A 22,680-nucleotide genomic window follows, 5' to 3' on the forward strand; every position below is an offset into this window, starting at 1 on the left:
AATCTTCGGATGCGCCGTTGCCATCCCTCATCCCGGTGGTCGTGCGCTATCGCTTCACGATGGCATAGTCGTCGGCGCGGTGCGAATGCGCCTGCCAACGCAGTGCCCCTTCGGCCTCAAAAGACAACGGCAACCCGAGGGTTGCCGTTTTGCTGCCTGACCTGGTCAGCCGCCTCATTCTCCGGGGCGGGCCACCAGCGAGCGGGTCTCTTCGCGGGCCTCGACCAGCGCCACACGGATATGGTCGCCCAGCTTGAAGCGCTCCTCGCCCTCCACTTGGATGCGCCCCTCCTTGTCGTCGATGGCGACCTTGTCACGGTCGCTATGCATCATCGGCGCGGGGACGAAGGCGGTGGCCCCGTTGGCGGTGAGTCGCACCCGCATGCCGCCGCGGTTGATGGCGATGATCTCGGCGTCGAAGGTATCCTGATTCTGTGCCGCGCCGGTCAGGTAGCGCACATAGAGCCAGTCCTTGACGTCGCGTTCGGCCATGCGGTTGAGGCGGCGACGCTCGGTGAGCTGCTCGGTGAGCTGCTGGCTCGCCTCGGCCGGGGCCTGCTCGCCCTTGAGCACGCGCTTGATCAGGCGGTGGTTGACCATGTCGCCGTACTTGCGGATCGGCGAGGTCCAGGTGGCATAGGCAGCCAGGCCCAGGCCGAAGTGGGGGCCGGGCTTGGCCGACATGCTAGTGAAGCCCTGGAAGCGGCGCAGGCGGGCATCCAGCCAGGCATCGTCGCGGCTCTCCAGGGCGCGCTTGAGCTCCTTGTAGCGCGGCAGCTCGGAGAGCGCTTCGAGCTCCACCTCGACCTGCTGGGCGGTGAGAAACTCGTGGGCGGCCTCGGCCTTGTCCGGCTCGAAGGCGCGGTGCACGTTGAAGATACCGTGTCCGACCTTCTCCGCCAGCAGGTCGGCGCAGCAGGCGTTGGCGGCGATCATCGACTCTTCGATCATGCGGTTGGCGATGCGCCGCTCTTCGGTGCGGATGTCCAGCACGTTGCCGGCGTCGTCCAGGTCGAAGACGTAGTCGGGCCGGTCCTTGAACACCAGGGCGTGCTCGGCGCGCCAGGCGCTGCGCGCCTCGGTGAGGTCGCGCAGGGCCTCGAGCTGCTCGGCGATGGCCGCCTCGGGGGCCCAGTCGCCCTGACCCTCGAGCCAGTCGGAGACGCGATCGTAGGCGAGCTTGGCGTGGGACTTCGCGGTGGCGGCAAAGAAGCGGTAGTCGCCCAGGCTGCCGTCCGCCTCGACCTCCAGGGTGCAGGCCAGCACCGGGCGTTTCTGGTTCTCCCACAGCGAGCAGAGGTCGTCGGCCAGCTGTTCGGGCAGCATGGTGACGTTCTGGCCCGGCAGGTAGACGGTGAAGGCTCGGGTGCGCGCCTCGAGGTCCGCCGCGTGGCCCTCCTCGACGTAGGCCGTCGGGTCGGCGATAGCCACGGTCAGCGCCCAGCCGCCGCCCTCGCGGGGCACGATGCGCAGGGCATCGTCCATGTCGCGGGTCTTCTCGCTGTCGATGGTGAAGAACGGCTCGGCGGTGAGGTCCTCGCGGGTGAGGCCTTCGTCGCGCAGCGGCCAGTCGTCGCCGGCGTCGGGGCACTCCTGCTCCAGGGCATGGCGGGCGAGGGTCACCCGCCAGGGCACCGCCGGGTCACTGGCCTTGGCCACCAGCTCGTCGATCTGGGCGAAGAAGCCGCGATCGTTCTCCTTGAGCGGGTGGCGTACCAGGCGCGCCACGATCCAGTCGCCGTCGGCAATGCTCGCCTCATCCAGGCTGCGCTTGATCCGCGCCTTGAGCACGTTCTTGATCGAGGGGTGGTCGGGCGCTACCGCCAGGCGGCCATCGCGCTTCTGGACCCGGGCGATGAAGCGCGAGAGTCCCGGCTCGAGCAGGGTGTCGGGCTCCACGGAGCTCTTGTCGCCGTTGTCGTGGATGATGGCCTGAACGCGGTCGCCGTGCAGCACCTGCTTCATGGCCGGGGGCGGGACGAAATAGGACTGGCCATCGTCGGTCTCGAGGAAGCCGAAGCCCTTGTCGGTGGCCTTGATCACTCCCTCGGCGCGGGGAATGGTCTTGCGGATATCTTGCTTGAGCTGGGCGAGCAGCGGATTGTTCTGCAGCATGGTCACGAACGTGTGGCGGGATAAGAGGGCCACTATACGGATTCCCGTCGGTGACGCCAATCGCACCGGGTAGATGATGGCTTGGGCTTGCGTTCCTCAAGGCGCTGCGTGTGGCCATACCGCGGCTTTCGGCGAGGTGGGCAGAGGATGCGGCGTCTGGAACGGGGCGTCGCGTACTGGCTGTTGGGCCTTCAGGCCTGCGTCGCGGCCCGTGGGCGAGAGGGCTCAGGATGGTCGGGTGCGCGTTGCGACGTTGGTCTAGGATCCCTTGCCGAGTCGCTCATGCATGCCCATCATCGAGCCCATAACGACAACGATTCACGGCGCTGCCCCGGCATCGCCTCTGCCATCGGAAAACGATGACGACAACACCCGCCACTCTTATCGTGGTCGACGACGACCCCGAAATCCGCGAACTGCTGGTCGACTACCTGGGGCGCCACGGCTATCGTGCCCTGGCCGCCGAGGATGCTGAGGCGCTGCATCGCCTGTTGGCAAGCGAAGCGCCCGACCTGCTCATTGTCGATATTATGCTGCCCGGCGATGACGGCTTCACTATCTGTCGCAAGGTGCGCCGCGACAGCGAGGTGCCGATCATCATGCTCACCGCCAGCGCCGACGAGACCGATCGCATTCTCGGGCTGGAACTGGGCGCCGACGACTACCTGGGCAAGCCTTTCAATCCCCGCGAGCTGTTGGCGCGCATCAAGGCTGTGCTGCGCCGTACCCGTGCCCCGGTCGCGGCGTCGTGCGACCCCGCTGAGGCCCGCCTGGTGTCGTTCGGCGAGTGGCGACTTGATCGCATGACCCGTGAGTTGATCGACGCTGCGGGCGAGCGGTGCGCCCTGTCCGGCGCCGACTTCCAACTGCTGCAGGTGTTCCTTGAGCATCCCGGTCGTGTGCTCTCCCGCGAGGAACTGTTCGAGTTCACCCGTGGCCGCACGGCGCCGCCGCTGGATCGCTCCATCGACGTGCACGTCTGTCGCTTGCGCCAGCGCCTCGGCAAGGATGCCCAGCACTCGCAGCTGATCCGCACCGTGCGCGGTGCCGGCTACGTGCTCACCTGCCCAGTGGAAGCGCTGCCGTGAGCGAAGGGGAGCGCTGGCGACGGTTGCGTCGCCGCTGGGCCCGCTGCTTGCCCGGTAGCCTGAGTGGGCGCTTCGTGCTGATCATGGTAGTCGGGGTGCTAGGGGCGCAGCTCGCCAGCTACGCCATCTGGACCACTCAGGTGCGCACGAGCCAGCTCGAGCAGCTCGATGAGCTCTCCAACAACGTCGCCTTCAGCGTGGCCTCCACCGTGCGCTTCTTCCGCTCGCTGCCCTATGAGTACCGGCATATCGTCCTCGACCAGCTGCGTGACATGGGCGGCACGCGCTTCTTCGTTAGCGTCAACGAGCGACGTATCGGCATCGAGGATGTCGGGGCCGGTGCGGCCAAGCGGATGGTGGTGGACAACTTCCAGGCCGTGCTGGCCCAAGAACTCAATCTCGACGAGGTGGTCGTCGAGTTCTCGCGTCCCGAGACCCTGCGTGTCTTCAACAACGAGGTGCTGCTGCACGACCTGCCGGCACGTTGGGGGCAGCACAGCCTGCTGCTGGAGCCGCTGTCGCCGCCGATCCTGGTGGTGCAGCTCGAGCTCGAACCTGGCGCCTGGCTCTATGTGGCCACGCTGCTGCCGGTGCCCGACCTGCTGGTCGAGAACCCCTGGCTCTCCAGGGAGCGGCTGCTGGCGGGCCTGATCGTGCTGCTTACCGTGCTGGGACTGTCACTGGTGGGCATTCGCAGCGCCACCCGGCCCCTGGCGAGGCTGGGGAGGGCGGCACGCCAGTTGGGGCGCGACCTCGATGCCCCACCGCTGCGCGAGACGGGGCCGCGTGAGGTCGCTGCCACCGCGGCGGCCTTCAACCGCATGCAGGAGCGCATCCGCGAACAGGTCGATGAGCGCGAGCGCCTGTTCTCGGCCATCTCCCACGATCTCAAGACCCCGATCACCCGACTGCGCCTGCGTGCCGAGATGCTTGACGACCCGCTCCAGCGCGAGCGCTTCTGCGCCTCGCTCGACGAACTCGATCTGCTGGTCAAGGGGGCGCTGGCGTCGGTCAAGGGGTTCGATCTGCATGAGCCGGTGGAGGCGCTGAGCCCCCGTGAAATGCTGGAAGAGCTGGCCGAGGAGCTGGCCTTGCAGGGGGGCAGGGTGACGGTCATGGGCGATGCCGCGCCGGTGTCGGTCAAGCCGCTGGCCTTCAAGCGTTGCCTGGCCAACTTGGTGGAAAACGCGGTGTTCTACGGCAAGAGGGCCGATGTCACGCTGAGTGACTCCCCCCGGCAGCTCACGATCCGCATCCGCGATCATGGCCCGGGCATTCCTGAGGCCCAGCTCGAACGGGTGTTTTCGCCGTTTGTGCGACTCGAACCCTCACGCAGCCGCAACACCGGGGGTAGTGGCCTGGGCCTCGGCATCGCGCGTCATATCGTCCGGGCGCTGGGCGGCGAACTGGTGCTGGACAACCATCCCGAAGGCGGTCTCGAGGTCACCCTGACGCTGCCGCGTCCCCGGGATGTTACGCCGTTGTAATATAGCGCCAATACTTTGCAGAAGTAGGTAACCCTGCCGGCGGCAGCTCTCGGTTAACGTTACGAATACCTGGTTGTAACCGGGCTCGATAACAACAGCAGGAGCATGCCGATGTACTCGTTCAAGAAGACCCCGCTGGTCATGGCCACTTCGCTGGCCGCCACCCTGGCACTGGGGAGCGCCAATGCCGGCGAAGTGGAGGTGCTGCACTGGTGGACCTCCGGCGGCGAAGCCCGCGCGGCCAATGTGCTCAAGGAGCTGATGGAGGCCGAAGGCTTCGGCTGGCAGGATTTTGCCGTGGCCGGCGGCGGTGGCGAGACCGCCATGACCGTGCTCAAGTCACGTGCCATGTCCGGCAACCCGCCATCGGCGGCCCAGATCAAGGGGCCCGAGATCCAGGAGTGGGGCGAGCTCGGTCTGCTTGGCGAACTCGACGAGGTGGCCGAGGCCGAAGGCTGGAACGCGCTGCTGCCGCCCACGGTGGCCGAGGTGATGCGCCACAACGGCAGCTATGTGGCGGTGCCGGTCAATGTACATCGGGTTAACTGGCTGTGGGCCAATCCGGGGGTGCTCGAGGCCGCCGGTGTCGAGATGCCGACCAGCCTCGACGAACTGTTCGCCGTTGGCGAGGCGATTCGCGAGGCGGGCTACATCCCGCTGGCCCACGGCGGCCAGGCCTGGCAGGACGCCACCGTCTTCGAAAGCGTGCTGCTGGCCAGCGCGGGCATCGAGTTCTATCAGCGCGCGCTGGTCGAGCTCGATGAAGAGGCGTTGGGCAGCCAGCAGATGGTCGAGGCACTGGAGACCTTCAAGCGCCTGCGCGGGCTGATGGACGACGACATGCCGGGCCGCGACTGGAACATCGCCACCTCCATGGTGATCAACGGCGATGCCGGCATGCAGCTGATGGGCGACTGGGCCAAGGGCGAGTTCACCGCCGCCGGGCTCACCTCCGGCGAGGACTACCTCTGCGCAGCGGCACCGGGCACCCAGGATGCCTTCACGTTCAATATCGACAGCCTGGCCATGTTCCGCGTCGAAGGGGCAGAGCGCGAGGCGCAGCAGGCCCTGGCACGCCTGGTCCTGGAGCCCACCTTCCAGCAAGCCTTTAACCTGGCCAAGGGCTCGATTCCCGCCCGTCCCGACCTGGACATGAGCGAATTCGACGCCTGCGCCCAGCAGTCCATGGACGACTTCCAGCGTACCGCCGAAGAGGGTGGCCTGGTGCCCAGCATGGCCCATGGCATGGCCGTTCGTGCCGATGTTCAGGGTGCGATCTTCGACGTGGTGACCAACTACTTCAACGCGCGTGACATGGCCGCCGAAGAAGCCGCCAGGCGCATGGTCAATGCCGCCCAGGCCGCCTTGTAATTCCAGCCTGACGTTGGGCCGGGCCTGAGTCCTTCAGGTCTGGCCCCAGTGCCACGCCGCTCACGCCCGAGGTTTCCCGCTATGTCCCTGTCTAGTTCCGTGGCGCCCCCCGCCAACGGTGCCGGCTTCCGGCGCAGCCACTCCGGCCGGCTCCAGGCCTGGCTACCCAAGCTGGTGCTGGCGCCCTCAATCGCCATTTCGCTGTTCTTCGTCTACGGCTTCATGCTGTGGACCTTCATTCTCTCGCTGACCAACTCGCGCATGCTGCCCAGCTATGAGTTCGTCGGCTTCGCCCAGTATGCGCGGCTGATGGCCAACGACCGCTGGTGGGTGGCCTCCACCAACCTAGTGGTGTTCGGCGGGCTGTTCGTGGCGATTTGCCTGGCGCTGGGGTTGCTGCTGGCCATCCTGCTCGACCAGCGCATCCGCCAGGAGGGCGCGCTGCGCACGATCTACCTCTACCCCATGGCGCTGTCGTTCATCGTCACCGGGGTGGTGTGGAAGTGGCTGCTCAACCCTGGGCTCGGCATTCAGGCCATGGTGCGCGGCTGGGGCTTCGAGAACTTCCGCTTCGACTGGCTGATCGACCCGGACATGGCCGTCTACACCCTGGTGATCGCGGCAGTGTGGCAGGCCTCGGGCTTCGTCATGGCACTGTTTCTCGCCGGGCTGCGCGGTATTGACGACAGCATCCTCAAGGCCGCCCAGCTCGACGGGGCCAGCCTGGCGCGCATCTACTGGCGCGTGGTGATTCCCTGCCTGCGCCCGGTGGTGTTCAGTGCGGTGATGATTCTCTCCCACATCGCCATCAAGAGCTTCGATCTGGTGGTGGCGCTCACCGGCGGCGGTCCTGGCTACGCCTCCGACCTGCCGGCCACCTTCATGTACGCCCATGCCTTCACCCGGGCGCAGATCGGCCTGGGCTCGGCCAGCGCCATGCTGATGCTGGGCGGCGTGCTGGCGATCCTGATTCCCTACCTCTACTCCGAGCTGAGGAACCGCCGCCATGGATAACGTCATTCGTCGTCGCACCGTCGGCGCCCGGCTGGGCCGGTTTGCTCTCTACGCCGTGCTGCTGCTGGCCGCGCTGTTCTATCTGCTGCCGCTGGCGGTGATGCTGATCACCTCGGTCAAGCCGCTGGCCGAGATCACCCCTGGCACGCTGCTCTCGCTGCCCCGGGAGCCGACCCTGGCGCCCTGGGCCAAGGCCTGGGGCGAAGCCTGCACGGGAATGCGCTGTGAGGGCGTGGGTGTCTACTTCTTCAACTCCATCGCCATCGTCGTGCCCGCGGTGCTGATCTCCACCATCATCGGCGCGCTCAACGGCTACGCCCTGACCAAGTGGCGCTTCAAGGGCTCGGAGCTGCTCTTCGCCCTGATGCTGTTCGGCTGCTTCATTCCCTTCCAGGTGGTGCTGCTTCCCATGGCGCAGACGCTGGGCTGGCTGGGGCTGTCGAGCTCCCGGGCGGGGCTGATCCTGGTCCACGTGACCTTCGGCATCGCCTTCACCACGCTGTTTTTCCGCAACTTCTACGTGGCGGTGCCCACCGAGCTGGTGGCAGCGGCCAAGCTCGATGGGGCCGGCTTCTTCCGCATCTTCTGGCGCATCCTGCTGCCGGTGTCGGCGCCGATCATCGTGGTCTCGGTGATCTGGCAGTTTACCCAGATCTGGAACGACTTCCTGTTCGGCGTGGCCTTCTCGGCCCACGACACCCAGCCGGTGACGGTGGCGCTCAATAATCTGGTCAACACCTCCACCGGGGTGCGCGAGTACAACGTCGACATGGCGGCGGCCATGATTGCCGCCCTGCCGACGCTGATCGTCTACGTACTGGCGGGTAAATATTTCGTCCGTGGGCTCACGGCAGGTTCGGTCAAAGGCTGAGCATCTGAACAACAAGAGGTTACTGACATGGCAGCTCTGGAAATCCACAACGTCTGCAAGGACTTCGGCAGCGAGCAGGTGCTCAAGGACGTCAGCCTAGCCATCGATTCGGGGGAGTTCCTGATCCTGGTGGGGCCTTCGGGCTGCGGCAAGTCGACGCTGATGAACGCCATCGCCGGGCTCGAGCCGGTCACTTCCGGTGAAATTCGCATTGCCGGCGAGGACGTCACCTGGCAGACCCCGGCGGAGCGCGACATCGCGATGGTGTTCCAATCCTACGCGCTATATCCCAGCATGACGGTGCGCGGCAACATCAGCTTCGGCCTGGAGATGCGTAAGGTGTCCAAGGCCGAGCGCGAGGCGGCGGTGGAGCGGGTGGCCGACCTGCTGCAGATCTCGCACCTGCTCGAGCGCAAGCCTTCGCAGCTCTCCGGCGGACAGCGTCAGCGCGTCGCCATGGGGCGCGCCCTGGCCCGCGAGCCCAAGGTCTATCTGTTCGACGAGCCGCTCTCCAACCTGGATGCCAAGCTGCGCGTGGACATGCGCACCGAGATCAAGAAGCTTCACCAGCGTCTGGGCACTACCATCGTCTACGTCACCCACGACCAGATCGAGGCCATGACGCTGGCCGACTGCATCGCGGTGATGCGCGACGGTCGTATCCTGCAGCTCGGCACGCCCGACGAGGTCTACAACGATCCGGTGGATATCTTCGTCGCCGGTTTCATGGGCTCGCCGTCGATGAACTTCATTACCGCCACGTTGGAGGACGAGGCGGGGGAGTACCGGGTGCGGGTGGATACGCCGGACGAGCCCTCGTTGCTGCTGCCCTGGCCGCGGGACAGGGTGACGCCGGCCATGGCGGGTCAGGCAGGGCGTCAGGTGATCCTGGGCCTGCGACCGGAGCACTTTGCGGAGGATGATGCCCGGCTCAGCGAATACGCCGAGGGTGTGCTGCTCACGCCTCTTATCAGCGTGGTGGAACCCACCGGGGCGGATATCCTGTTGCAGCTGAAGCTGGGCGGGGGCGAGGCGACGGCACGGGTCGGCCCCAAGTGCCGGGTAAGGGCTGGAGAGCGGTTGGCGCTGCGTATCGATATGGGGCGCGCAGTGCTGTTCGACAGCGAGAGCGAGCGGCGCCTGGCCTGATACCGCTGCAAGACTGCCGACCGCACGGGCGGTCGGCAGCGGCATGACTTAGCGCACGGTGATCACCGAGCAGCTGGCGGCGTGGCTGACCTTGTGGGAGACGCTGCCCACCACGAAGCCCTTCAGATCGCTGAGGCCGCGGCTGCCCATGACGATGGCGTCGACGCCGCGCTTGCGTGCCTCGCTGATGATGGTGCGGGCCGGGTCACCCTGGCCGATGACCGTCTCGATCTTGCTGGCGCCCTGCTGGCGGGCGGCCTCGGCGGCCTTATCGACGACCTGCTTGCCGACGTCCTCGCGCTCTTGACGGGAGGCCTCGATGGCGATGGCCCCGATCCCCCACACCAGCGTCGTCTCGTGGGAGAGCTCCTCGGGGATATGCAGCAGATGCAGGGTCGCATCGGCCTGGTTGGCCAGCTGGCAGGCCACGGAAAGTGCCTTCTGGGCGTGCTCTGAGCCGTCGACGGGAACCAGGATGGAGTTGAACATGGGCATTGTCCTGTTGCGTTGTTGAGGGTGGGTTGCGTTCCTTCGAGCCTAGCCCCTTGCGCTGTCGGTGTCATGACCCGCGTCAAGAATCGCGTGGCTCGGGGGCGCCCTCCTGGGTGTCCAGGCGGCGCAGCTGCTGCCAGAGCTCGGCGCGCAGGTCGGCGATGCGCGGCGCATCGCCGGTCTCGAAGTCGAGAGGGCGCGTCAGGCGCTGAGTCTTCAGACCCAGGCGGGCGCTTAGCAGGCCGATGCCCAGCCCCTGGCCGGCCCGGGTCGACAGGCGCCCGGCCAGGTTGAGCGAGAGCAGCTCCATGCCCGCTTCGCTGGCCATTTCAGTGGCCCCGGCGAAGGCCATGTTGTAGAGCACGGCACGCAGCAGGCGCAGGCGGCTGGCATAGCCCAGCTCCAGCCCGTAGAGATGGCACAGGCGGTCGATCATTGCCAGGTTACGCCAGGCCACCAGCGCCATGTCGACCAGGGTCAGGGGGCTCACCGCGACCATCACCGCGGTTTCGCCGGACATCCGTGAGATCAGCCGTCTTGCCGCGCGGTCACGGGGAGCGAGGAGGTGGTGCGCCAGCAGCAGACGCAGGTCGTCTCCCGTATGGTGCGGCTGGCGGGCGGCGAGGAAGGCCTGCCAGTGGGGATGATCGTCGTCGAGCCTGAGCTGACGCTTGAGGGAGCGGGCCAGCGCCAGTGCTTCTCCGGCATCGGCCTGGGGCAGCGCGGCCAGACGCTGGCGCAGCGCGTCGTGGCGCTTGAGCCGCCGCAGTCGCCAGCCTTCGCGCAGCATCGCTGCGCCGCCCAGGACGATGGCCGCCAGCCCCAGCAGGCTCCAGCCGCCGGCCAGCCAGTCGCCGCCGCTGACCGCGCCCGGCAGGCGCAGGGCAAGCTCTAGCGTACCCAGTGCGAGGCCGCCACCGAGCAATGCCAGCAGGCCCCAGCGGCGCTTGCGCGGCCGGCCCAGGCTTGCGTCAAGGGCCGCCTCGGCAGAGGCGGTGGCGCTGCTCCTGGCCGGCTGGGAGGGAAGGTCGGTGGCGAAATCGCGGCCCGGACGCGGGCTATCGCCGGTGGCCTCGGGCGGTGGCGTCTCGAGGGTGAAGCGGCGCCCCGGACGCGGGTCCCGGGAGGATGGGGGTTGGGGGTCGCTCATCGCAGCTTGTCTCCGATCAGCCAGTCCAGCGCTGCATCCAGGCGGATGTGCGGCAGGGCGCCACCTTCCCGCGGGGCGGGGCGGAAGGCGCGGAAATCGAAGCCCTGGCGGGCCCAGAACTCGGCCGCTGGCAGGCGGGCCGGCACTTCGCCGGGAAACACCAGCACCTCTTCGCCCGTCAGGGTGGTGCCACGCAGCGCCGGTGAGCGCTCGCTCTGGTGGACCACTTCACGGGCCTCGGTGGCACGAATCGCCGCCAGCGACAACGCCTTGACCGGCACGTCGGCATAGCGCAGGTCCTTGAGCGGCTCGGCCAGCATTGCCTCGAGCAGCTCGGTCAGCGCCGGGTGCTGCTCGGGGGTGACATGATCGGCCTTGGTGGCGGCGATGGCCAGGCGGTCGATGCGCGGGGCGAACAGACGCGACAGCAGGCTGCGTTTGCCGTAGTCGAAGCTCTGCATCAGGGTGCCCAGCGCCTGGCCGAGGTCCTCGAAGCGCTCCGGACCGGCGTTGAGGGCGCCGAGCACATCCACCAGCACGATCTGGCGGTCGAAGCGGCGGAAGTGGTCGCGATAGAAGGGGCGGACGATATGCTGCTGATAGTGGTGAAAGCGCGCGACCAGGGTGGCGTAGACGCTGTCGGCGGGCAGGCGGGACAGCTCGGCCGCGTCGGCGTCGAGGATTGCCGGCAGCGGGAAGAACTGCAGCACCGGCGCGCCCTCCAGGTCGCCGGGCAGCAGGAAGCGTCCCGGTTGGAGATTGGCGAAACCGGCCTCCCGTGCCGCCCGCAGGCTCTCGGCATAGCGCTGGGCAATCTCGGCGAGCCGGGCTTCATCGGCCTCGGCGGCGGGGTCGAGTTCGGTGGCGGCGTCCTGCCAGTCGGCGAGCAGGGCGCGGCGCTGCTCGCCGGCGCTGGCCAGCATGGCGCGGCTCCAGCTGGCATAGTCATGGTCCAGCAGGGGCAGGTCGAGCAGCCACTCCCCGGGGTAGTCGAACAGATCCAGGGCGAGTTCGGCGGTGTCGCTGCGCAGCAGGCCGCGGCGCGCCGGGCGGTAGCGAATCGACAGCCGCAGCTCGCTGATGCCCCGGGTGGGCGCCGGCCAGCGCGGCGGGTCGGCGTCCAGCGATGCCATGGCCTGGTCGTAGGGGAAGCGTGGCACGCCCAGATCCGGCTGGCTGACCCGACGTGCCCCCAGCAGGCGTCCCTCGCGGGCGGCCGGCATCAGGTCCAGGCGGGCCTCGAGGCCGGCGTGGCGAAGCTGGTTGACCAGCGAGGTGAGAAAGGCGGTCTTGCCGGAGCGCGACAGGCCGGTGACTGCCAGGCGCAGCTGGCGGTCGCGGCCGCGTTCGAGCAGGCTGGTCAGTTCTCGGGTCAGCGGCTGGCGCATGGCGCGTATCCTGAGCGGGAGCGATGGGGCAGCATGGCCTCAGCCCGCGGCCAGCATCTGATAGAACAGCGGGGAGGCGGCGACGGCGAAGCCGCCGGCCGCCAGGGTATAGCCCGGCCAGCGGTGGCGCATGCGCTGGGCCAACGTCAGGCCGATAAGACAGATCGCGAGTCCCGTCAGATTGAAGAGAAAGATGGCCATTTCCATCAGTTCTTGGAGGGGCATGCCGGCTCCTGGGCTGCGTTGGGGCTACTGGGCCTGGATGGACGCTGTTAAGCTCATGATATCAGGATGCCCGATGCGATCCGACCCTATGCCACAGGAGCCGATCATGGCCGATATGCCGACGACCGCCGATGCGCTGCTCGACTTCTGGTTCAAGGAGCTGGAGCCGGCGCAGTGGTTTCGCAAAGACGCCGCCCTCGATGCCCGGATACGCGAGCGCTTTCTGGAGACGCATCGCGCAGCGGCGGCGGCAGAGCTGTGGGGTTGGCGGGCCTCCCCGGCGGGGCGGCTGGCCGAGATCCTGGTGCTCGACCAGTTCTCCCGCCACCTGTTTCGGGACCGGCCCGAGGCCTTCGCCCAGGACACCGTGGCGCTGGCACTGGCCCAGGAGGCCGTGGCGCAAGGGGCCGACCGTGAGCTTGACGTGACGCAGCGGGTGTTTCTCTACATGCCCTATATGCACAGCGAGTCGTTGCGCATCCATGACGAGGCGCTGCGCCTGTTCGACCAGCCGGGCATGGAGGAGAACCTGCGGTTCGAGCACCGCCATCGCGATATCCTGCTGCGCTTCGGCCGCTATCCGCACCGCAACGCCATCCTCGGGCGCGACTCGACGCCAGAAGAAGAAGCGTTTCTCGCCCAACCCGGTTCGGGGTTCTGAGTCCCGCTAAATCGCTTTACCCGATCACGGGCGCCGGGCACCATCGCACGGGTAGCCGATTCATCGACACAAGGAGCGCAAGATGGGAGTGATTGCCTGGTTGATCATCGGAGGCCTGGCCGGCTGGATCGCCGGCCATATCATGCGCGGCGGCGGCTTCGGGCTGTTCGGCAATATCGGGGTGGGAATCGTCGGCGCGGTGGTCGGCGGCTTCCTGTTCAGCCTGCTGGGGCTGCAGGCGGGCAACTTCCTCGGCTCACTGGTCACCGCCATCGTCGGGGCCGTGCTGCTGCTGTGGGTGATCAGCAAGGTGCGGGAGGCGTAGCGGCCGCCTGCGCCTCGGCCCGGGCCATGCCCGAGCCGAGCGGGGAGATCCCCGAGTCCCGTCGCTGGGCTCAGAAGGTGTAGGAGACCCCCAGCACCGCCACCGGATAGAACGGCAGCTGGTCGGCGTCGTCCTTCAGGCGCTGCTCCTCGCGGCGCAGATCGCGGCGAAATTCGTCGCTCTGGCCCTCGAAGTCATTGCTGGAGCTCAGCGAGACGTCGATATTGGTGGCCATCACGCCCAGCTCCGAGAAGACCCCGAAGCCGCTGCGGTGGGAGCTGCGCCAGCCCAGGCCGGCGTAGGGCTGGACCCCGTCGGCGATGGTCAGCTTGCCCTGCAGGCTGCCGACATCGCTGGCCTGGTAGGTTGTACCGTTGAATTCGAAGCTTTCGTTGCCCTTGGCGCGGCCGGTGACGTTGGCCGCCATGTCGGGCAGCATGATGCCGGCGGTGAGGTAGAAGCGCCCCGCGAAGGGGTAGACGTCCAGGCCCAGCTTGCCGGCCGAGAGGCTCACGTCGCCGTCATAGTCGACGTCGTCGGTATCGAAGTCGCCGTCCCAGTCCAGTCCGCCGGTGTAGCGGGCCGAGACGCCCAGGCGCTCGTGAAAGCGCCAGGAAACATCGGCGCCCACGCCGGTGGTGCCGGCCAGCACCCCCAGGGTGAAGCGGCCATCGTTGGCCTGGGCCTGACCGGCTCCCAAGGCGATCATCGCGCTTGCCAGGCCGGCGGCCATCGTCTTTTTCATTGCCATGTCCTTGGATGTTCCTCTGCGTGGCGGGCCAGGCGTTCTGCCTCTGCCCGGTGCCTTCTCTGTGCGGCACCAAGGCGCTATCGACCGCCGGGCGTCAAACTTGAGTGAGACCAAGGTGGCAGGCATGACACCGCCCGGCCGGGGCCGGGCGGTGGTGGGCGCTGGGGTATGGCCCAGGGTGGGGCAGCGGCGTATCAGGCGCTGGCCGCGGCCCTGTTGCCGACCAGTTCCTTGAGGCTCTCCTCGATGATGGCCAGGCCCTCCTCGAGCACCTCGTCCTCGATGGTCACCGGCATCAGGAAGCGAATGGTGTTGCCGTAGAGGCCGCAGGAGAGCAGGATCAGCCCCTTCTCGCGGGCCCTCTTGCACAGCGCCGCGGCCAGGTCGGGATCCGGCGTGTGCTGGGCCTTGTCGGACACCAGGTCGATGGCCGCCATGGCGCCCATGTTGCGGCCGTTGTCGACGCAGTCGAAGTCCTGCTGCCACTGGGCGAAGCGCTTGGCCAGCTTGTCGCCCAGGGCCTGGCTCTTCTCCAGGATGTTCTCCTCCTCGAAGACTTCGAGCACCGCCAGGGCCGCGGCACAGGCGGTGGGGCTGCCGGTGTAGGTGCCGCCCAGGGAGTTGGGGCCGGAGGCGTCCATGTGCTTGTCGGTGCCCACCACGGCGGAGATCGGCATGCCGTCGGCCATGCTCTTGGCCATGGTGATGATGTCGGGCTCCACGCCGCTGTGCTCGATGGCGAACAGCTTGCCGGTGCGCCCGAAGCCGGATTGCACCTCATCGATGATCATCAGCATGCCGTGCTCGTCGCAGAGCTCGCGAATCGCCTTGAGAAAGCTTGCCGGGGCGGGATAGAAACCGCCTTCGCCAAGCACCGGCTCGAGGACGATGGCCGCGGTGTCCTTGGGATTGGCGTCGGTCTTGAGGGCCATCTTCAGGCCGCGCAGGGCCTCGTCCTCGCTCACTCCGTGGTAGGGCACGGGGTAGGGGGCGCGGAAGACGTTGCCGGGCATGCTGCCGAAGTCGGTGGCGTAGGGGGCGACCTTGCCGTTCATGGCCATGGTCATGAAGGTACGGCCGTGGTAGCCGCCGTCGAAGCAGATCACGTTGTTCTTGCCGGTGGCGGCGCGAGCCACCTTGACGGCGTTCTCCAAGGCCTCGGCGCCGGAGTTGGCCAGCATGACCTTGGCATGGCCGCGCACCGGAGTGACCTGGCTGAGCTTCTCGGCCACCTTCACGTAGCCCTCATAGGGCATCACCGTCTGGCAGGTGTGCATCACCTTGTCCAGCTGGGCCTTGACCGCTTCGACCACCTTGGGGTGGCGGTGGCCAATGTTGAGCACGCCGATGCCGCCGGCGAAGTCGATGATGCGATTGCCGTCGGCGTCCCAGACCAGGGCGTTCTCGGCACGGTCGGCAAACTGAGTGGCCGGGCTGGCCGCACCGCTGGCGACATAGCGCTGCTTGAGTTCGTTGAGCTGTGCGTTGTTCATGATGCCTCCTTGGAAAAAGCGATTGGCTAGCGGTCAGAGTCCGCCGACACAGACGTAGTCTAGTTCAGTGCACTCATCCGGGCCGCGGTGTGGCCCTTCCCGCTCCGGGCTCGGCTCCTTGACGCCGCCGAAGGGCGCCAGCCCTGCCGACAGAATGCCTGCATCGACCGCTACCCTGCCACCCTCCGGCATGTCATGAGATGCCCGCAATGGCGCCGGGAAGTCGGCGCCGCGCTTTCTGCGGTTATCCGCCGCCCTCCGGTCCCCTCGGCCAGCCCCCGGGGAGGACTGGAGCTCGTCCGATGCGCGGGGCAGTTTTTCCACCCTCTCCCCATCGGCCTTGGCGGCGCTTTCGGCTACACTAGGCGCCGTTTCCCGGGCATGGCAGGGCCATGCCCCCTTTTCCTGTGGCCGAACGTCGAGGTGAGCCTTGATCGATCCCCTGAAAGCCTGGTGGGCCCAGCAGCTGGTGCTGTGTGACTGGGCCTTCGAGCCGGAACCCCTGGCCGTCGAAGCCGATGCGGCCGCCGCCAGGTTGGTGGAGCTGGGCGTGGCCGAGCGCGGTGAGCTCGGCTGGCGGCTGGTCGAGGCCTTCGGGGCCGGCAGCCCAGACCCTGCGGCCCTGCTGTCGGCGCTGGAACTCCTGGCGCTGGCCGGAGCCGCCGGCTGGCTGCCGGAGCGCCGTGTGCATGACTGGGCGCTGCGGTTGACCGATGAAATTACCGCTGGCTACCGCGACCTGGATGCCTGGCTCGAGGCGCTGCTCCATGCACGCAGTGCCGTGGGCTGGGTGCACGGCGACGATGGCTTCGGTGAGGCCTGTGAGGCACTGGCCGCCCTCGAGCACGAGGGGGAAGGGGTGACCTGGGAGCGCATCGCCGAGTGGGTGGCCCGGCAGCGGCGGGATCTGCACCTCTGGCCCGAGGCGAGCGGGGAGCGTGCCTGGCGACTGCGCGCCGCCTTCGCCCCGGTGATTGCCCTGCCGGCGGGGGCCGGCGACTGGCGTGACGTCGAGGCCTGGCTGGGGGAGGTGTGGCGGATCGAGAGTCGTGAAGAGCTGCTGCGCAGCCTGCTGTGGCTGGCCGGCCAGGGGCATCGCCAGGGGTGGGACCTGGACGCCACTCGCCTGCTGGGCGCCGATGCCGCCGCTCGACGGGAGTGGTTCGACGCCCTCGAGGGAGCGGAGCAGGCCTACGGGCAGGTGCTGCTGACGTTCTTGGATCGGGGCGAGCCGCTGGAGTGGGCCGCCTGGGATTGGCTGCGGCTGATCGACCTGGCCTGGGCCGGTGCCTGCGCCGGATGGCTAAGCGAGAAGGAGGCGCGCGACTTTGCCACCCACGGCGCGGACCTGATCCAGCGTCGCTACAGCGACTGGCTGGCGCTGGTGCGCGCCTACCAGCGCGGGCGGAGTCTCTTCGAGGGACGCAACCGGCTCGCCTCGCTGGAGGCCGACTGGCGGCTGCTGCTGCACTCGCCGGTGAGTCCCTGGCGCGTGGCCCTGCAGGATCTGCTTGGCCACGACGAGCGCGAGGCGTCGCGTCACGCCATGGCCGAGTGGCGCCGCTCGCCGCGTCACTGGGTGCTGGCGCTGGCCTCGGTGCGCGAACCCGAGCTTGCCACCCGCCAGGGGGCGGAGGTGTCGGTGCCCCCCGAGCGGCGCGACGACGCCCTGCGCTATCTCGACGAGACTCTCGAGCTGCACCCTGACGAGGGCGTCGAGGCGCTGGCCCGCTACTGGCTGCCGGCCCAGGCGCATCACCTCAACCAGCTGGCAGCGGATGCCGCCCACGACGCCCTGCCGCCGGCCGAGACGCCGTTCGGCCGCCCCGACCAGGCCGAACGCGAGCGCCTCGCCGCGCTGCGCCACGCCAGCCGCCATGCGGCAACCATTCACATGGCCGAGAAGTACGCCTTCTACCTGCAGATGGCCACGGACAGTCAGGCCTTCGATGCCGCGGCGCTGGAGGTTCTCGCCGACGCCCTGCGTGGCACCCTATGCCGCTTCTATCCCGATGCGCGGCGTCTGCTGGAGGCCTGGTCCCAGTGGGAGGCCCTGCTCCCCGAGGCCGAGCAGCCGCCGCTGGTGGCCGAGATCCGCTGGCACCTCGAAGATCCCGGCAGTCCCTTCCACTGGTTGGACTGGCGCACCGGCGAGTGGCAGGAGCCGGGAACGCGTCCCACCCTATCGCGCTTTACCGCCATGGCGCTGGTCGGGCCACTCAACAGTCCGGTATGGAGCGAGCCGCATCGGGAGAGCGAGCGCGAGGCGGTGTCGATCCGTGACTGGGTCGACGGCCACTACGGCTTCCAGAGTCGAGCGGAGCTTGTCGAGTTTCTCGATTTCCTGCTCGAGGTGGGGGATCGCCAGGATTACCAGGTCAACTACGCGCCTTACACCCTCAACGAACAGCGGCTTGCCGCGGAGATTGCCATTCTCGAGTCCGGCGACAGCAGTGAGGAGGAGCGTAATCACCGGCTTCGACTCGAGCGGGTGCGCGACAACGAGGATGGCTGCAACGAGCTCGACATGACCGCCTGGGACCTGGCTCAGGCCGTTGACCTGGCCATTGCCGGACGTCAGCTGGGCTGGCTGGATGCCGAGGCCTTTGGGACGGTGCTGGAGCGTGCCCATGCCCTGGCCGCGGCACACTACGGCGGCTGGGAAGCCTACGCGCGAGGCCTGTATGCCGGCTTCTCGTTCTTCATGGGGGAGACGCCCGAGCGCGATGCTTTTCTGGCCGGCTTTCGCCAGGCGCTGGTGGCCTGGCTGTCCGGCGCTCCGCCGCTGGCGGGGCCCTGGGCGAGCCTGGATTTCCCCGGCGCTCGGCCCCGTCACTGGGCGCCGATGCATATCGACACTCTGCCCGGGGATACGCGCACGCTGCATTGAGCGGTTCTTCGCACTTTAGCGTGAACATGTTTCGCAGGCTTTATGGTGGGAGGCCGGCTCTGCCGGGCGAAGGCGCCGCAGGCGCCCCCGCCCCATGGGTAGCGCTTTGCGCTACTTCGCGAGCTGAAGCTCCCTCCCACTGAGCCACTTCACGCCAGTCTGCGAAGAGCCCATTAAACGGGCTAGCCTCTCGCCTCAGGAGAAAATCTGACTTATATTCAGCAGGTTTGCTGATACGGGGTCCCGCGAGGAGCCTGTCTGATTTGACCGATCGTCGCGAGGAACACGGATTTCGAGACAAGTTTATCGATCTGATGAGGCGAATAGCGCGCTATTTCACAAATCAGTTCGAATGAAATTGGCCGAAAGCCCGGGTTTCATAGCAGATCAGCGTTAAGTCCGACGGCTCCGAGGGACCCTTCACCACCGGCTTGCCGCCGACAGGCTGCTGTGGCAGTGGTACGGGCGTCCATCGCACCACTGCCACAGCGACCCAACACAGGCCGATGATGCAGGCGCTGCTTGCACACGGCCACGTGCGGCTCAGGGAATGAGGGTCTCGCTAAGATGGCTGTAAACCGATTGCATCGTGTCGTCCTTGTGGTCATGTTGCTGGTGCCGCTGGCCGGCTGCGCCGGCACCGCTTCATCCTTGATGCAGACGCCCGGCGAGTATTTTGCTCGCACCCTGCCGGGGTTGCCGGCCTCCTGGCGTCCCATGATGTCGCCGGTGGACAATCCCATCGTAGAGGCCAACGGCCTGCACCATCCGCCCCCCTCGCTGATCCGTCAGGCGCTGCTGGGCCAGCACCAGCGCTGGTCGGGTACCCCCTATCGGCTGGGCGGTACCAGCGAGCGGGGAATCGACTGCTCCGCCCTGGTGCAGAACGTCTTCCGCGACACCTTCCGCGTCGAGCTGCCGCGCTCCACCGGCGAACAGGTGCATCAGGGAGAGGTGGTATCACGAGACCAGCTGCAGGCCGGCGATCTGGTCTTCTTTCGGCCTCCGGGCCCCTACGATCACGTGGGCATCTATGTCGGTGACGGCTACTTCCTCCATGCCTCCACTTCTCAGGGCGTGATGCTCTCGGCGCTGGATAACGCCTATTGGCAGCGTCACTACTGGCAGGCGCGCCGCGCCTTGGCGCCGGCCCTGCTGGCGCAGCGGGTCGCGCTGGTGGGCGAGGGCTAGCGTCAAAGCGCACCGCGATGGGCGATCACGAAGTCGACGAAGGCGCGCTCCGCCCGGGAGAGGTAGCCGTCCCGGGCCCAGGCCAGCGACAGCGAGAGCCAGGTGGGCGGGTCGAAGGAGACCGCCGCCAGCTCCGGTTCATCCACGACGCGGCGCAGGAAAGTGGTGATGCCGAAGCCTTGGCGCACGATTGCCTTGGTCAGCGGAATCAGGTTCGATTGAAAGGCGACGTTGGCAGCCAGGCCGGTCTGGCGCGCCAGGGCCTCGACGAATTCGCGGTGGAAGTAGCCGTCCTGGAAGAGCACTAGGGGTTCGCCGAAGAACTCCTCCGGGCTGATGCCGTCGCGCTGCGCAAAGGGGTGGTCCACCGGCACGCAGACCACCATCTCCTCACTGACCAGGTGCCGACGCGTCATATGGCGGCTCTGGTCATCATCGATCACCACGCCCAGATCCAGCTCGCCGTCGGCGATCATGCGCTGCAGCCGGCGGGCGCCGGCCTCCACCACGGTCAAGCGAATCCCCGGATGCTGGGCCTTGAACCCCATCAGCAGCGGCGGAAAGTAGTAGGAGCCGAGCATCGAGGGAATGCCGATGCGCACCTCGCCCTTGACCAGGCCGTGCAGCTCGCGCATGGCCAGATGAGCCGCATCGGCACGTTCCAGCAGTTCCTGAGCATGTTCCAGCAGGGTCTGCCCCTCGGGCGTCAGGCTGATGCGTCGTTCGTGGCGATGGAAGAGCGTCAGTTCCAGGCGGCGCTCCAGATTGGCGATGGTCTGGCTGATCGCCGACTGGGCCACGTGTAGTTCCCGGGCGGCGGCGCTGAACCCGCCCCGCTGGGCCACCGTGGCAAAGACGCGCAGCGTACGGAGATCGAACGGCAAGGACACGGCATCACCATAAGTAAAACAGATGGAAGTAATCTGGTTATTCTGTTTGGCTTATTATTCTGCCCGCGCGATCATGCCCTGCCAAGGGAAACGCTGAACAAATCGGCGAGCGGAGTGAAGCGCAAGGCGCACGGAGCGCAGGAGCCGGAGCCTATGCGGTATAGGTGAGGACTCGACCGGGCTGGCGCTCCAGCACCGCGCAACGCAGCGATTTGCCCGCGCAGATATTTGTGCAGTGTTTTCCAAGAGGAGGGCACGATGATCGAAGCAAATACCCGCGCCTGGTGGCGCGCCACCCTGGCCCTTTGTCTGGGCTCCTTTCTGGTTTTCATCAATCTCTATGCGCCGCAGCCGCTGCTGCCGGCGCTGCGCGAGGTCTATGGGGTCTCGACGCTGGGCGTGAGTCTGATCATGTCGGTGTCGACCCTGGCCCTGGCCGCGGCGCTGTTGGTCTTTGGGCCGCTGTCGGATGCCATTGGCCGCGGGGCCATCATGCGCATCACCCTGCTGGCAACGGGGCTCTGCTCGCTAGCGCTCGCCTTTGCCCCCAACTTCGAAAGCCTGTTGGCGCTCCGCTTGCTGCAGGGATTCCTGCTGGGCGGGCTACCGGCGGTAGCCATCGCCTGGATGGGCGACGAGTTCGAGCGGCCGGCCCTGCTCACCGCGGTGGGGCTCTATATCGGTGCCAATACCCTGGGCGGCATCGGCGGACGCCTGATCGGCGGTGCGGCGGGGGAGTGGGGCGGTGCCTCGGCGGGCTTTCTCTCCGTGGGGCTGGTCACGCTGGTGGGCGTGGTGCTGTTCTGGAAGCTGCTGCCCAGCGCCCAGGCGTTCACGCCGCGGCGTTTCGAGCTGCGCGGCGCGCTGGCCGACCTGGGCGGGCATCTGCGCCATCCGCTGCTGCTGGCCGCCTACCTGCTGGGCGGCATCAACTTCCTGATCTTCATCAATCAGTACAGCTACATCACCTTTCGCCTGGCCGAGGCCCCCTTCGGCCTGGGGACCCGCTGGCTGGGGCTGATTTTCCTGACCTACCTGGGCGGTACCCTGGGCTCAACGCTCTCCGGGCGGCTGGCCGCCCGAATTGGGCAGCCGGCGTGCATGATGCTGGGGATCCTGATCCTGATGGGGGGCACCCTGATCACGCTGTCGGCATCGCTTGTCTGGATCCTCATCGGGCTGACCGTCAACGCCTTCGGTTTCTTCCTCGCCCACTCCATGGCCTCCAGCTGGGTGGGGCGTCATGCACAGCGGGCCAGGGGCAGCGCCTCGGCGCTCTACCTGGTGTTCTATTACCTGGGGGCGAGTCTTGGCAGCGCCTGGCTGGAACCGTTCTGGCAGTGGGGCGGCTGGCCGGGGGTGGCGCTGGCCTCCTGGCTGCTGCTGGGAGTGACCCTGGGCATCGCCGCCTGGCTATGGCACGGCGAGCGCTCAATGGCGCGCGCGCAGCCGGTCTAGGCCGCCGGCTTCGTCGCCCCACACGGCTTCCAGCCGACGCTCGCGGCCGCAGGCCGCCTTGTAGTACTGGTAGCGCACCGGGTTCTTGCGATAGTAATCCTGGTGATACTCCTCGGCCGGGTAGAAGGCCTCGAAGGCGTTGATCTCGGTGGCGATATCGCGTTCGAAGCGCTCGGCCAGCGCAGTGCGGGTGGCCTCGGCCAGGGCGCGTTCGTCGTCGCCGGTGTAGAAGATCGCGCTGCGATAGGCCTCGCCGGCATCGCAGAACTGGCGATTCACCGCGAAGGGATCGATATTGCGCCAGAACACGTAGAGCAGGGTCTCGTAGTCGACGCGCTCGGGGTCGTATTCCACCTTGACCACCTCGGCGTGCCCGGTGCCGCCCGCCACGACCTGATTGTAGCTGGGGTTCTCGACGTGCCCGCCGCTGAAGCCCGAGGTAGTGGCCAGCACGCCGGGCACCTGGTCGAAGGCCTCCTCAACGCACCAGAAACAGCCACCGCCGAATATCGCCTGGGCGGGGGCGCTCGTCTCGTCTGCGGCGGCGTCGGCCAGCCCCAGCGAGAGCAGCAGGGCGAGACTCCAGGATATGCGGGCCATGGGCAGTCCTCGTTGGGCAAAGGTGGTAGTTTTGATGGTGTCAAGCGGTTCGGGTTCCCCCTGTAAGGATA

At 67.5% G+C, this 22,680-nt stretch carries 20 protein-coding genes and 1 pseudogene; 11 read left to right on the forward strand and 10 right to left on the reverse strand.

Going from position 1 to position 22,680, the window contains the following annotated elements; all coding sequences use genetic code 11:
* Positions 1–174: 174 nt before the first annotated feature.
* The gene (locus ACZIYR_RS05570; RefSeq protein ID WP_483529048.1) at positions 175–2,115 is read right to left on the reverse strand and encodes an exoribonuclease II; all 1,941 of its coding nucleotides are present in this window, start codon (positions 2,113–2,115) and stop codon (positions 175–177) included.
* Between the two features lie 359 nt (positions 2,116–2,474).
* Here ACZIYR_RS05570 and ACZIYR_RS05575 point away from each other — a divergent pair, with 359 nt between their 5' ends.
* The 6 genes from ACZIYR_RS05575 (at position 2,475) to ACZIYR_RS05600 (ending at position 9,095) form a co-directional block, all read left to right on the forward strand.
* Positions 2,475–3,203 carry a response regulator gene (locus tag ACZIYR_RS05575; RefSeq protein ID WP_483528506.1) on the forward strand — a complete coding sequence of 243 codons (729 nt, stop codon included), beginning with the start codon at positions 2,475–2,477 and terminating at the stop codon, positions 3,201–3,203.
* Positions 3,204–3,286: 83 nt separating this feature from the next.
* On the forward strand, positions 3,287–4,690 hold the full coding sequence (locus tag ACZIYR_RS05580; RefSeq protein ID WP_483529049.1) for an ATP-binding protein: 1,404 nt from the start codon (positions 3,287–3,289) through the stop codon (positions 4,688–4,690).
* 111 nt (positions 4,691–4,801) lie between these two features.
* Entirely contained in the window at positions 4,802–6,061 is a 1,260-nt protein-coding gene (locus tag ACZIYR_RS05585; protein ID WP_473032779.1) for an ABC transporter substrate-binding protein, read from the forward strand.
* A gap of 81 nt (positions 6,062–6,142) precedes the next feature.
* Positions 6,143–7,075, forward strand: a complete 933-nt coding sequence (locus ACZIYR_RS05590) for a carbohydrate ABC transporter permease (protein ID WP_473032780.1) — start codon at positions 6,143–6,145, stop codon at positions 7,073–7,075.
* A complete protein-coding gene (locus ACZIYR_RS05595; protein WP_473032781.1) occupies positions 7,068–7,946 on the forward strand; it encodes a carbohydrate ABC transporter permease in 879 nt (292 codons plus the stop codon). Before ACZIYR_RS05590 ends, ACZIYR_RS05595 begins: the two co-directional genes overlap by 8 nt.
* Before the next feature lie 27 nt (positions 7,947–7,973).
* Positions 7,974–9,095: an ABC transporter ATP-binding protein gene (locus ACZIYR_RS05600; protein ID WP_483528507.1), complete on the forward strand. Its 1,122-nt coding sequence runs from the start codon at positions 7,974–7,976 to the stop codon at positions 9,093–9,095.
* A 48-nt stretch (positions 9,096–9,143) separates the two neighbouring features.
* On the opposite strand, the gene ACZIYR_RS05605 is transcribed toward ACZIYR_RS05600, so the two are convergent.
* The 4 genes from ACZIYR_RS05605 to ACZIYR_RS05620 all read right to left on the reverse strand — a co-directional run bounded on the left by ACZIYR_RS05605 (position 9,144) and on the right by ACZIYR_RS05620 (position 12,350).
* Entirely contained in the window at positions 9,144–9,584 is a 441-nt protein-coding gene (locus ACZIYR_RS05605; protein ID WP_483528508.1) for a universal stress protein, read from the reverse strand.
* Positions 9,585–9,666: 82 nt separating this feature from the next.
* Entirely contained in the window at positions 9,667–10,737 is a 1,071-nt protein-coding gene (locus ACZIYR_RS05610) for a YcjF family protein (protein WP_483528509.1), read from the reverse strand.
* Positions 10,734–12,125 (reverse strand): YcjX family GTP-binding protein, encoded by a 1,392-nt coding sequence (locus tag ACZIYR_RS05615; RefSeq protein WP_483528510.1) that lies wholly within the window; start codon positions 12,123–12,125, stop codon positions 10,734–10,736. Before ACZIYR_RS05615 ends, ACZIYR_RS05610 begins: the two co-directional genes overlap by 4 nt.
* Before the next feature lie 39 nt (positions 12,126–12,164).
* Entirely contained in the window at positions 12,165–12,350 is a 186-nt protein-coding gene (locus tag ACZIYR_RS05620) for a hypothetical protein (protein WP_473032786.1), read from the reverse strand.
* Between the two features lie 115 nt (positions 12,351–12,465).
* Here ACZIYR_RS05620 and ACZIYR_RS05625 point away from each other — a divergent pair, with 115 nt between their 5' ends.
* Entirely contained in the window at positions 12,466–13,011 is a 546-nt protein-coding gene (locus ACZIYR_RS05625) for a DUF924 family protein (protein WP_473034994.1), read from the forward strand.
* 82 nt (positions 13,012–13,093) lie between these two features.
* Positions 13,094–13,336 (forward strand): GlsB/YeaQ/YmgE family stress response membrane protein, encoded by a 243-nt coding sequence (locus tag ACZIYR_RS05630; RefSeq protein ID WP_473032787.1) that lies wholly within the window; start codon positions 13,094–13,096, stop codon positions 13,334–13,336.
* A gap of 70 nt (positions 13,337–13,406) precedes the next feature.
* On the opposite strand, the gene ACZIYR_RS05635 is transcribed toward ACZIYR_RS05630, so the two are convergent.
* From ACZIYR_RS05635 to ACZIYR_RS05645, 3 genes and pseudogenes are all read right to left on the reverse strand, one after another.
* Positions 13,407–14,081, reverse strand: a complete 675-nt coding sequence (locus tag ACZIYR_RS05635; protein ID WP_483528511.1) for a hypothetical protein — start codon at positions 14,079–14,081, stop codon at positions 13,407–13,409.
* Between the two features lie 200 nt (positions 14,082–14,281).
* A complete protein-coding gene (gabT, locus tag ACZIYR_RS05640; protein ID WP_483528512.1) occupies positions 14,282–15,580 on the reverse strand; it encodes a 4-aminobutyrate--2-oxoglutarate transaminase in 1,299 nt (432 codons plus the stop codon).
* A gap of 33 nt (positions 15,581–15,613) precedes the next feature.
* Positions 15,614–15,766, reverse strand: a pseudogene (locus ACZIYR_RS05645) (NAD-dependent succinate-semialdehyde dehydrogenase); the annotation flags it as partial.
* A gap of 244 nt (positions 15,767–16,010) precedes the next feature.
* Here ACZIYR_RS05645 and ACZIYR_RS05650 point away from each other — a divergent pair.
* Both ACZIYR_RS05650 and ACZIYR_RS05655 read left to right on the forward strand, forming a co-directional pair.
* A complete protein-coding gene (locus ACZIYR_RS05650) occupies positions 16,011–18,470 on the forward strand; it encodes a DUF1266 domain-containing protein (protein ID WP_483528513.1) in 2,460 nt (819 codons plus the stop codon).
* 606 nt (positions 18,471–19,076) lie between these two features.
* Entirely contained in the window at positions 19,077–19,661 is a 585-nt protein-coding gene (locus ACZIYR_RS05655; RefSeq protein WP_473034995.1) for a C40 family peptidase, read from the forward strand.
* 2 nt (positions 19,662–19,663) lie between these two features.
* On the opposite strand, the gene ACZIYR_RS05660 is transcribed toward ACZIYR_RS05655, so the two are convergent.
* Entirely contained in the window at positions 19,664–20,551 is an 888-nt protein-coding gene (locus ACZIYR_RS05660; RefSeq protein ID WP_473032795.1) for a LysR family transcriptional regulator, read from the reverse strand.
* Positions 20,552–20,809: 258 nt separating this feature from the next.
* On the opposite strand from ACZIYR_RS05660, the gene ACZIYR_RS05665 reads away from it, so the two are divergent.
* On the forward strand, positions 20,810–22,009 hold the full coding sequence (locus tag ACZIYR_RS05665) for an MFS transporter (RefSeq protein ID WP_483528514.1): 1,200 nt from the start codon (positions 20,810–20,812) through the stop codon (positions 22,007–22,009).
* Here ACZIYR_RS05665 and msrA read toward each other — a convergent pair.
* Positions 21,983–22,609: a peptide-methionine (S)-S-oxide reductase MsrA gene (gene msrA, locus ACZIYR_RS05670; protein ID WP_483528515.1), complete on the reverse strand. Its 627-nt coding sequence runs from the start codon at positions 22,607–22,609 to the stop codon at positions 21,983–21,985. The genes ACZIYR_RS05665 and msrA overlap by 27 nt on opposite strands.
* Positions 22,610–22,680 lie beyond the last annotated feature (71 nt).

This window comes from Billgrantia sp. NRB1 (assembly GCF_056921725.1).

Excerpts from the sequence above, each read along its gene's own strand:
- ACZIYR_RS05570 (WP_483529048.1), bottom strand. The coding sequence starts at position 2,115 with ATGCTGCAGAACAATCCGCTGCTCGCCCAGCTCAAGCAAGATATCCGC.
- ACZIYR_RS05575 (WP_483528506.1), top strand. The coding sequence starts at position 2,475 with ATGACGACAACACCCGCCACTCTTATCGTGGTCGACGACGACCCCGAA.
- ACZIYR_RS05580 (WP_483529049.1), top strand. The coding sequence starts at position 3,287 with ATGGTAGTCGGGGTGCTAGGGGCGCAGCTCGCCAGCTACGCCATCTGG.
- ACZIYR_RS05585 (WP_473032779.1), top strand. The coding sequence starts at position 4,802 with ATGTACTCGTTCAAGAAGACCCCGCTGGTCATGGCCACTTCGCTGGCC.
- ACZIYR_RS05590 (WP_473032780.1), top strand. The coding sequence starts at position 6,143 with ATGTCCCTGTCTAGTTCCGTGGCGCCCCCCGCCAACGGTGCCGGCTTC.
- ACZIYR_RS05595 (WP_473032781.1), top strand. The coding sequence starts at position 7,068 with ATGGATAACGTCATTCGTCGTCGCACCGTCGGCGCCCGGCTGGGCCGG.
- ACZIYR_RS05600 (WP_483528507.1), top strand. The coding sequence starts at position 7,974 with ATGGCAGCTCTGGAAATCCACAACGTCTGCAAGGACTTCGGCAGCGAG.
- ACZIYR_RS05605 (WP_483528508.1), bottom strand. The coding sequence starts at position 9,584 with ATGTTCAACTCCATCCTGGTTCCCGTCGACGGCTCAGAGCACGCCCAG.
- ACZIYR_RS05610 (WP_483528509.1), bottom strand. The coding sequence starts at position 10,737 with ATGAGCGACCCCCAACCCCCATCCTCCCGGGACCCGCGTCCGGGGCGC.
- ACZIYR_RS05615 (WP_483528510.1), bottom strand. The coding sequence starts at position 12,125 with ATGCGCCAGCCGCTGACCCGAGAACTGACCAGCCTGCTCGAACGCGGC.
- ACZIYR_RS05620 (WP_473032786.1), bottom strand. The coding sequence starts at position 12,350 with ATGCCCCTCCAAGAACTGATGGAAATGGCCATCTTTCTCTTCAATCTG.
- ACZIYR_RS05625 (WP_473034994.1), top strand. The coding sequence starts at position 12,466 with ATGCCGACGACCGCCGATGCGCTGCTCGACTTCTGGTTCAAGGAGCTG.
- ACZIYR_RS05630 (WP_473032787.1), top strand. The coding sequence starts at position 13,094 with ATGGGAGTGATTGCCTGGTTGATCATCGGAGGCCTGGCCGGCTGGATC.
- ACZIYR_RS05635 (WP_483528511.1), bottom strand. The coding sequence starts at position 14,081 with ATGAAAAAGACGATGGCCGCCGGCCTGGCAAGCGCGATGATCGCCTTG.
- gabT (WP_483528512.1), bottom strand. The coding sequence starts at position 15,580 with ATGAACAACGCACAGCTCAACGAACTCAAGCAGCGCTATGTCGCCAGC.
- ACZIYR_RS05655 (WP_473034995.1), top strand. The coding sequence starts at position 19,077 with ATGTTGCTGGTGCCGCTGGCCGGCTGCGCCGGCACCGCTTCATCCTTG.
- ACZIYR_RS05665 (WP_483528514.1), top strand. The coding sequence starts at position 20,810 with ATGATCGAAGCAAATACCCGCGCCTGGTGGCGCGCCACCCTGGCCCTT.
- msrA (WP_483528515.1), bottom strand. The coding sequence starts at position 22,609 with ATGGCCCGCATATCCTGGAGTCTCGCCCTGCTGCTCTCGCTGGGGCTG.